Genomic DNA, 8539 nt, shown 5'->3' on the forward strand with positions numbered 1-8539 from the left:
CGCCCGCCCTGACCCCCGGATACCGCACGTCGGTGCTGCGCTCCCCGCGCAATGCCCTGATCGCGCCGCGCAACACGCTCTCGGAGACGACCGGGCCGGTCTTCGACCGTCGCGAGCTGGGTGAGAAGGACAACGACCTCATCCTCAACTTCGCCAAGGACGGCCTGCCGATCGGCGAGCGCCTGATCGTGCACGGCTACGTCCGCGACGAGTTCGGCAACCCGGTGAAGGGCGCCCTGGTCGAGGCGTGGCAGGCCAACGCCGGCGGACGCTACCGCCACAAGAAGGACCGCTACCTCGCGCCGATCGACCCGAATTTCGGCGGTTGCGGCCGCATGATCACCGACGACAACGGCTACTACTTCTTCCGCACCATCAAGCCCGGGCCGTACCCGTGGGCCAACAGCACCAACGCCTGGCGGCCCGCCCACATCCACTTCTCGATCAACGGCACCGGCTGGGCGCAGCGGTTGATCACCCAGATGTACTTCGAGGGCGACCCGCTCATCGAGCGCTGCCCCATCGCGAAGACCATCCCGACGCTGGACCAGCTGCGCAGCCTGATCGCGCAGGAGGATCCCGCCAACAACGCCCCCTTCGACGCGCGTACCTACCGCTTCGACCTCACCCTGCGCGGCCGTCGCGCCACCTTCTTCGACAACCTCAACCTCCCCGGAGCCCCCCGATGAGCCTTTCCCCGCACAGCATGGTCGCGCGCCGCCCGGAGACCCCCTCGCAGACCGGCGGCCCGTACGTCCACATCGGGCTCGCGCCGCAGCAGGCCGGGTTCGACATCTTCGACAACAACTTCGGCAACGTCCTGACCGCCCCGGAGACGAAGGGCGAGCACATCGCCCTCGAGGGCCGGGTCTTCGACGGCACCGGCACCCCCGTGCGCGACGTGCTGATCGAGATCTGGCAGGCCAACGCCGCCGGCAGGTACGCCCACCCCGGCCACACCCAGGACGGCCACACCCAGGACAGGGCGATCGATCCGACCTTCCGCGGCTGGGGCCGCACGGGCGGCGACTTCGAGACCGGTGTCTACACCTTCGAGACGATCAAGCCGGGACCGGTGCCGGCGAACGACGGCGGGACCCAGGCCCCGCACATCCTCATGGTGCTCTTCGCACGGGGCATCAACATCGGCCTGCACACCCGGGTCTACTTCGACGACGAGGCCGACGCCAACGCCGCCGACCCCGTACTGAACGGGATCGAGTGGGAGGTCCGCCGCGACACGCTGATCGCGAAGCGCTCCGAACGCGACGGGAAGGTGGTCTACACCTTCGACGTGCGCCTGCAGGACACCCCGGACGGCGGGACCGAGACGGTCTTCTTCGACATCTGACCGGGACCCGGGTGGCGCGGGGGGCGCGCGTTTCGGACGGCGGTCGCGGGGGCATCCTTGCGCCGACCCCGTCGCAGCGAACGAAGGCCACGGCACTGGACACCGCGATCATCTACGTTTCCGCCGGGCTCGCGCTGCTTTTCGCCGTCACCGTGCCGCGGCTGTTCCACAACCGGGCGATCTCGGCGCCCATGATCGTGCTGGTGGCGGGCGCGGCGCTGGGGCTGCTGTTCGACAACGTCGAAGCCGTCACCCCCGGCGGGCATCCGGCCGTGGCGGAGTACCTCAGCGAGGTCTGCGTGATCGTCGCACTCATGGGCGTGGGCCTCGCGATCGACCGTCCCCTCGGGTGGCGGTCGTGGAAGTCCACCCGGCGGCTGCTGCTGGTCGCGATGCCCCTCGGCATCGCGGCCGTCGCGGTGCTGGGCTGGTGGGCCGCGGCCCTCACCCCCGCGGCGGCCGTACTGCTCGGGGCCGCCCTGGCCCCCACCGATCCCGTCCTGGCGTCCGACGTGCAGGTCGAGGGCCCCACGTCCGGGGAGGGTTCCCACCGCGAAGACGACGAAGTGCGGTTCGCGCTCACCTCCGAGGCCGGCCTCAACGATGCGCTGGCGTTCCCGTTCGTCTACCTCGCGCTCTTCATGTTCACGAAGGGACCGATCGAGGACTGGATCGCCTCCTGGGTCCTGTGGGAGCTGCTCGGCAAGATCGTCCTGGGCGCCGTGGTGGGAGGGCTGGCGGGCCACCTCGTCGGGCGGGCGGTGTTCCACTTCCCCGTCGAACACGTCCGGCTGGCCGACCGGGGCGAACCGATCGTCGCGCTCGCCGCCACGTTCGCGGTGTACGGAATCACCGAACTGGTCGGCGGCTACGGCTTCCTGGCCGTCTTCGTGTGTGCCGTCGCCATGCGGCGCATCGAACGCGCACACGAGTACCACGCGGAGATGCACAGCCTGATCGAGCAGCTCGAGCACGTCCTCACGCTCGCGGTCCTGCTCCTGCTGGGGGCGGGCCTCACCACCGGTCTGCTCGCCGAGTTGTCGTGGGGTTCGGTTCTCGTCGGCGCCGCCCTGGTCCTTGTGATCCGGCCCGTGGTCGGCTGGCTCTCGCTCCTGGGCTGTGACGAGATGGATGTCCGCGAACGCCGCGTCACGGCCTTCTTCGGCGTGCGCGGCATCGGCTCCGTCTACTACCTCGCGTACGCGGCGGCGGAGCTCGACATCGCGCAGGAGCAGGAGCTGTGGGCCGCCGTCGTCTTCACCGTCGTCTTCTCCGTCCTCGTGCACGGAGTGAGCGCGACGAGGGTGATGCGCATGCTCGACAACGCCCGGGTGAAGGGTCCGCCGTAGGCGCATCGGGGCGGACGTCCTCCCGGCCCTTGCCGAGGATTGAACACGCGGTTAACATGCTGATCATGAGTTCAACGCCGGGTCGTCTCTCGGCGGCCGATCGCCGGGACCTCACGTCCGCCGCGCGCATCCGGGAGGCCGCAATCCTCCGTTTCGCTCGCGACGGCTTCGACGCGAGCCTGCGGACCGTCGCCGCGGACGCGGGGGTGAGCGGGGCGTTGATCGTGCACCATTTCGGGTCCAAGAAGGACCTGCGCCGTGCGTGTGACGAGTGGGTCCTGGGACAGATCCGCGATTCCAAACGGGCGACCCTCGCCACCGGCGACTCCGGTCCGTGGCTGGCGCAACTCGGCCGGGCCGAGCAGTACGCACCGCTCGCCGTCTACGTCGCCCGCACCTTCCAGGCCGGCGGCGAAAGCGCGGCGGAGTTCTTCGATCACCTCGTCGACGACGTGGTCGACTACCTCGCGGAGGGCGAACGCAACGGGCTGATCCGGCCCTCCCGGGACAACCGCGCCCGGGCCCGCCTGCTCACCGGCATGAGCGTGGGATCGATGCTGCTGCAGATGACCCTGCACCCGGAACTCCTGCGGGGCGGGGACTTCACCGGGTTCTTCCGGCACCTGACCGAGACCGTCACCGCACCGGTCCTCGAGCTGTATTCCGAGGGCCTGCTCACCAGCCGCAAGCTGCTCGACGACTACCTGATGTATGTCCCGGACCCACCGGCGGGCGCCGGGGGCGGCGAATCCTCCGCTCCCCCTTCCTGATCCGGAACCCGCCTATCCTCAGGACACAGTCATGAACACGATCGTCGAGGTCCACGACCTCACCAAGACGTTCGGCGCCACGACCGCACTGGACGGTCTCAGCCTGCAGGTCGGCCGCGGCGAGGTGGCCGGCTTCCTCGGCCCCAACGGCGCCGGCAAGTCCACGACCATCCGGATCCTGCTCGGGCTTCTGCGCGCCGACAGCGGCTCCGCAACCGTACTCGGGTTCGATCCCTGGCGCGACGCCGTCGAATTGCACCGGCACCTCGCGTACGTCCCGGGCGACGTCAACCTGTGGCCGTCGCTCACCGGCGGCGAGGCTATCGACTTCCTGTGCCGCCTGCGGGGAGGGGCCGACCGCGCACGTCGCACCGAGCTGGTCGAACGCTTCGAACTCGACCCTCGCAAGAAGTGCCGCGCCTATTCCAAGGGCAACCGCCAGAAGGTGGCGCTGATCTCGGCACTCGCCTCGGACGTGGATCTCCTCGTCCTCGACGAACCGACGTCCGGCCTCGACCCGTTGATGGAACGGGTGTTTCAGGACTGTGTTGCCGAAGCGACGCAGCGCGGCTCGTCGGTGCTGCTGTCGAGTCACATCCTCGCCGAGGTGGAAAAGCTCTGCGACACCGTGACCATCATCCGGGACGGACGTACCGTGGAATCCGGGTCGCTGGCCCAGCTGCGGCATCTCACCCGGTCGACGATCACGGTCCGCACCGACCTCGACGCGTCCGGCCTGGCGCAGGCCGAGGGCGTGCACGCGCTGCGAAACGAGCACGGGCACACAGTGTTCGACGTCGACAACGGTCACCTCGACGAGGTGGTCCGGCGGCTCGCGGAGTACGGCGTCCGCAGCCTCGAGAGCGCACCGCCGTCGCTCGAGGAGCTGTTCCTGCGCCACTACGGCAGCGATCGACAGGTCGCCGGCGTGGGCGGCGGGCGATGAACACCTTCACCGGGACCGCGTCCCTCGTCCGCTTCGCCCTGCGCCGGGACCGGATCAGGCTGCCGCTGTGGGTGATCGGCATCTCGGCCCTGGCGGCGTACTTCGTCGCGGCCCTGCGGCTGGCGTACCCGGCCGCCGAGGACCTCCGCAGCGTGGCCGGATTTGCCGACAACCCGGCGGGGGTGATGATGTCGGGTCCCGGCTACGGCATGGACGACCCCACGCTCGAGGCGTTCGTGGCGAACCAGTACGGGCTGTACCTGCTGGTCGCCGCCGCGTTCCTGAATATTCTCCTCGTCGTCCGGCACACCCGGGGCGAGGAGGAGAACGGTCGCACCGAACTCGTCCTGGCCGGCGAGGTGGGCCGGCGCGCCCCGCTGACCGCGGCCCTGGCCACCGCGCTCGTCGCGAACGCCGCCCTCGTCGTGGCCGGCAGCGCGGCAATGACGGCCGCCGGGGCGGACGCCGGCGGGGCGGTGCTGTTCGCCGCCGGGTTCGCGGCGCTGGGGTTGTTCTTCGCCGCGCTCACCGCCCTGGTGTGCCAGGTGTGCGAACACGCGCGCACCGCCACAGGACTGGCCGCAGCGGCGCTGGGAACGGCCTTCGTCGTGCGGGGCGTCGGCGACGTCCTGGAGCGGCACGGCAGCGCGGTGTCCTGGCTGTCCCCCATCGCCTGGTCTCAGCAGACGCGAGCATTCGTCGATCCGCGATGGGGCCCGCTGGCCCTGTCGCTCGGGTTCGCTGCGGTCGCCGCGGCGGCTGCGTACCGTGTCGTGGACCGTCGCGACCTCGGCGCCGGACTGGTGCCCCCGCGGCCGGGCCGGGACGAGGCGGCACCGGCGCTGGCGAACCCGTTCGCCCTGGCGCTACGGTTGCAGCGCGGCAGCATCGCCGGGTGGGGCACGGGCCTGGCGCTGACGGGGTTGTTCTACGGCTCCCTGACCGGCTCGATCGCCGAGAGCTTCGCGAACCTGCCCGAGGACATTCTTGTGCTCATGGGTGGTTCGGCCGCGAATCTCGTCGACGGCTTCCTGGGCCTGACCGGGTACACGATGGCCTTCCTCGCCTCCTGCTTCGCGATCCTGTCCGTCCGTCGCCTGCGGGGCGAGGAGCAGTCGGGCCGGATCGAGCCCGTATTGGCGACCGCTACGAGCCGTGCCGGATGGATGGCAGCGGGGCTGTCCGTGACCGCCCTGGGCGTGGTGGCGCTCCTCGCACTCGCCGGCCTGGGGACCGGGCTCGGGGCCGCGGCGTCCACCGGGGAGCCGACTCGGGTGCCGGCATCGGTATGGGCGCATCTCGGATACGGGCCCGCCGTGCTCGGCATCGCCGCGATCGCAGCGGCGCTGTTCGGTCTCGTCCCCCGCGCCTTCGATCTGGTCTGGGTGCTGGTCGTCTACGGCTACCTGGTGGGCAGTTTCGGACCGATCCTGGATCTGCCCGACAGTGCCGGCGTCCTCTCCCCGCTGAACCATGTCCGGCAGATGCCGCTCGAACCGTTCGCCGCGGGTTCCTTCGTCGCTCTCGTCGTTCTTGCCGCGCTCGTCACGGCGGCAGGGCTGGCCGCGTTCCGGAAACGCGACGTCGTGAGCGCGTGAGGACCGCCGGGTGGACCGGGCAGCGGCAGCACACCCCTTGATCGCCCATACTGTTAGTGACTAACATTACGGGGTGTCCAAGTCCGAGCGGACCCGGCAGCGCATCCAGGCGACGGCGGTGCGGCTGTTCACCGAGGACGGCTACGACGCCGTCACCGTCGACCGGATCGCCGCCGCCGCCGGGGTGTCGCACATGACGTTCTTCCGGTACTTTCCGTCCAAAGATGCTGTCCTGCTCGATGATCCCTACGATCCCGTGATTGCGGAGGCCGTGGCCGCGCAGCCGGCGGACCGGAGCCCGCTGGAACGGGCGTGCCGGGGGATCCTCGATGCCTGGGCACGGATTCCCGAGACGGACCTCGGGGACGTGCGCACTCGCCTGAGGATCGTCGCGGCGCATCCCCGGCTGCGCGCGCGGATGTGGGAGAACACGCTACGCACCCAGGAGGCCATCGCCGGCGCGCTCGCCGAACCGGGCACACGACGACCCGAGGCCGCAGTGGCCGCCGGGGCCTGCATGGGCGCACTCATGGCGGCGCTGACGGACTGGGCGGAGACCGGCGACGAGACTCTCGGCAACCGGATTGCGTCGGCCCTGCACCAGCTCGCACCGGAGCCCCGCCCCTCACGGCAGACACGGGAGGCATCGTGACCGGGGTCGGCGACGTCGTGCTCGAGTGCCGGAACGTGTGCAAACGCTACGGCTCGGCGCCGGTACTCGAGGACGTCACCACCGAGGTGCGGGCGGGCGAGGTGCACGCGTTCGTGGGGCTCAACGGGGCCGGCAAGACGACGTTGATGCGCCTGCTGCTCGGCATGATCGAGCCCGACGACGGCATCGTGCATGTGCGGGGTCTGGCGCCGTCGACGATGCCGGCGCGGCACTGGACGGGAGTCGGGCACCTTGTCGAAACACCGCTGGCCTACCCCGAACTGACCGTCGCGCAGAACCTGCGTATCGCGGGCCGCCTCGCCGGCCTGGCCGCGGCGGACGCCACCGCCGCGGCCGACCGGTGGATCGAGGAGCTCGTCCTGTCCCGGTGGGCGCGGACCAGCGCACGCAGACTCTCCCTCGGCAACCGCCAGCGGCTGGGTCTGGCCGCGGCGCTGATCGCGGACCCGCAGGTGCTGATCCTGGACGAGCCGACCAATGCGCTCGATCCGGCCGGGATCATGCTGCTGCGCACGCTGCTGCAGCGCAGCCGGGAGCGCGGCGCGGCGACGCTGGTGTCGAGCCACCATCTCGACGAGGTCGCCCGCGTGGCCGACCGCATCACGGCCGTGAACGAGGGGCGCGTCGTCGGCTCCCTCGATCCGGACGGAATCGATCTCGAGCGGCAGTTCTTCGACCTGGTGTACCGCGACAGCGAGGCGCGACGATGACCACGTCCGAGCAGATCCGGGCCGCGCTGGCGGTCGAGTGGGCCAAGTTCCGGCGGGCGCGCCCCGTATGGGTCACCACCGCCTTTCTCACGACAGGGGTGGTGGCCATGTGCATGCTGACCCTGCAGTCCGTGCGCGGTGCCAACGCGGTGATGGCGGGAAAGGCGCAGACCATCGTCGGTGACGGCGGCCGAGCGGGACTGTTCGCCGCAGCCGACACCATCGTCTCGGTGGGTGGACTTCTCGGGTTCGGCGTGGTCATCGGCTGGGTCTTCGGCCGCGAGTTCACCGACGGAACGATCAGCGGTCTGTGGGCCGCACCGGTCTCCCGCCCGGCCGTCGCCGCCGCAAAGCTGCTGATCCTGCTGGCCTGGGCGGTCGTCACCAGCCTCGCACTGGGCGCCGCCCTGGCGGTGGTGGGAACGCTCGTCGACGACGATCCCCTCGACCCGGGGACGCCTGCGCTCGTGGGCAGATTCCTCGCCGTCGCCCTGCTCACCGCAGGGCTCGCCTTCCCCTGCGCCTGGGTCGCCACCGTGGCACGGGGATACCTGCCCGCGGTCGGGACGATCATCGCCGTGGTGGTCGTCGCCCAGATGGCGGTCATGGCGGGAGTGGGCGCCTGGTTCCCGTTCTCGGCTCCGGGTCTGTGGGCGGCGGGACCGCAGGCCGGGTCCGTCACCGGTCCGCAACTCGCGCTCGCCCTCGTCGTTCCTGCCGTCTCGTCGGGCCTGACGCTATGGTCGTGGCGGCGGCTCGCCCTCGTGCACTAGGACTCCCGAAGGGACCGAAGTCGATCGTCGTCGAGCGGCCGACTGAGGGAGGTCAGACGGCGGCTGGCGAGCGCAGCCCGGCCCGACCGCGGGGCGGGCCGCGCCCCGGAAGTGGGCAGGGGCCCTCAGTTGAGACTGCCCCCGGCGGCCAGGAAGTTGTCGATGGCGCGTTGGAGCCGGTCGAGTGCGGCGCCGTACGACGTGAAGTCGCCGGTGCGCTGGGCGTCGCGCAAGTCCGCCAGGGCGCTGTTCAGTTCGAGGACGGCAGCGGTGAGCTGCTCCGGGGTCGGCTCCGCGGGCGGCGCCGGTGCGGTGGGCGGGGGCACCGTGGCGCCCTCCTCGGGGGGCGGGGCGGTCGCCGCGGGATCG

Annotated in this window: 10 protein-coding genes; 9 read left to right on the forward strand and 1 reads right to left on the reverse strand. The window is 71.0% G+C overall.

Going from position 1 to position 8539, the window contains the following annotated elements:
• From pcaH to G6038_RS29515, 9 genes are all read left to right on the forward strand, one after another.
• Positions 1-689, forward strand: a 689-nt coding sequence (gene pcaH / locus G6038_RS29475) for a protocatechuate 3,4-dioxygenase subunit beta (protein ID WP_165042308.1), incomplete at its 5' end; no start/stop codon positions are given.
• Positions 686-1351 carry a protocatechuate 3,4-dioxygenase subunit alpha gene (gene pcaG, locus G6038_RS29480; RefSeq protein ID WP_165042310.1) on the forward strand — a complete coding sequence of 222 codons (666 nt, stop codon included), beginning with the start codon at positions 686-688 and terminating at the stop codon, positions 1349-1351. The genes pcaH and pcaG, both read left to right, overlap by 4 nt.
• Positions 1352-1461: 110 nt before the next feature.
• The gene (locus tag G6038_RS29485; RefSeq protein WP_165042325.1) at positions 1462-2700 is read left to right on the forward strand and encodes a cation:proton antiporter; all 1239 of its coding nucleotides are present in this window, start codon (positions 1462-1464) and stop codon (positions 2698-2700) included.
• 65 nt (positions 2701-2765) lie between these two features.
• Positions 2766-3470, forward strand: a complete 705-nt coding sequence (locus tag G6038_RS29490) for a TetR family transcriptional regulator (RefSeq protein ID WP_165042311.1) — start codon at positions 2766-2768, stop codon at positions 3468-3470.
• Positions 3471-3501: 31 nt separating this feature from the next.
• Positions 3502-4416: an ABC transporter ATP-binding protein gene (locus tag G6038_RS29495; protein ID WP_165042313.1), complete on the forward strand. Its 915-nt coding sequence runs from the start codon at positions 3502-3504 to the stop codon at positions 4414-4416.
• Entirely contained in the window at positions 4413-6014 is a 1602-nt protein-coding gene (locus G6038_RS29500; RefSeq protein ID WP_165042315.1) for a hypothetical protein, read from the forward strand. The genes G6038_RS29495 and G6038_RS29500 overlap by 4 nt, the downstream gene beginning before the upstream one ends.
• Before the next feature lie 73 nt (positions 6015-6087).
• On the forward strand, positions 6088-6666 hold the full coding sequence (locus tag G6038_RS32245) for a TetR family transcriptional regulator (protein WP_165042317.1): 579 nt from the start codon (positions 6088-6090) through the stop codon (positions 6664-6666).
• Entirely contained in the window at positions 6663-7397 is a 735-nt protein-coding gene (locus G6038_RS29510; protein WP_165042319.1) for an ABC transporter ATP-binding protein, read from the forward strand. Before G6038_RS32245 ends, G6038_RS29510 begins: the two co-directional genes overlap by 4 nt.
• Positions 7394-8170 (forward strand): ABC transporter permease, encoded by a 777-nt coding sequence (locus G6038_RS29515; protein ID WP_165042321.1) that lies wholly within the window; start codon positions 7394-7396, stop codon positions 8168-8170. Before G6038_RS29510 ends, G6038_RS29515 begins: the two co-directional genes overlap by 4 nt.
• A 125-nt stretch (positions 8171-8295) precedes the next feature.
• On the opposite strand, the gene G6038_RS29520 is transcribed toward G6038_RS29515, so the two are convergent.
• A partial coding sequence (locus G6038_RS29520) for a hypothetical protein (protein ID WP_165042323.1) occupies positions 8296-8539 on the reverse strand: 244 nt, incomplete at its 5' end.

The organism is Rhodococcus sp. 14C212 (assembly GCF_011058195.1).
Taxonomy (GTDB): domain Bacteria; phylum Actinomycetota; class Actinomycetes; order Mycobacteriales; family Mycobacteriaceae; genus Rhodococcus; species Rhodococcus aetherivorans.

Excerpts from the sequence above, each read along its gene's own strand:
- pcaG (WP_165042310.1), top strand. The coding sequence starts at position 686 with ATGAGCCTTTCCCCGCACAGCATGGTCGCGCGCCGCCCGGAGACCCCC.
- G6038_RS29490 (WP_165042311.1), top strand. The coding sequence starts at position 2,766 with ATGAGTTCAACGCCGGGTCGTCTCTCGGCGGCCGATCGCCGGGACCTC.
- G6038_RS29495 (WP_165042313.1), top strand. The coding sequence starts at position 3,502 with ATGAACACGATCGTCGAGGTCCACGACCTCACCAAGACGTTCGGCGCC.
- G6038_RS29500 (WP_165042315.1), top strand. The coding sequence starts at position 4,413 with ATGAACACCTTCACCGGGACCGCGTCCCTCGTCCGCTTCGCCCTGCGC.
- G6038_RS29515 (WP_165042321.1), top strand. The coding sequence starts at position 7,394 with ATGACCACGTCCGAGCAGATCCGGGCCGCGCTGGCGGTCGAGTGGGCC.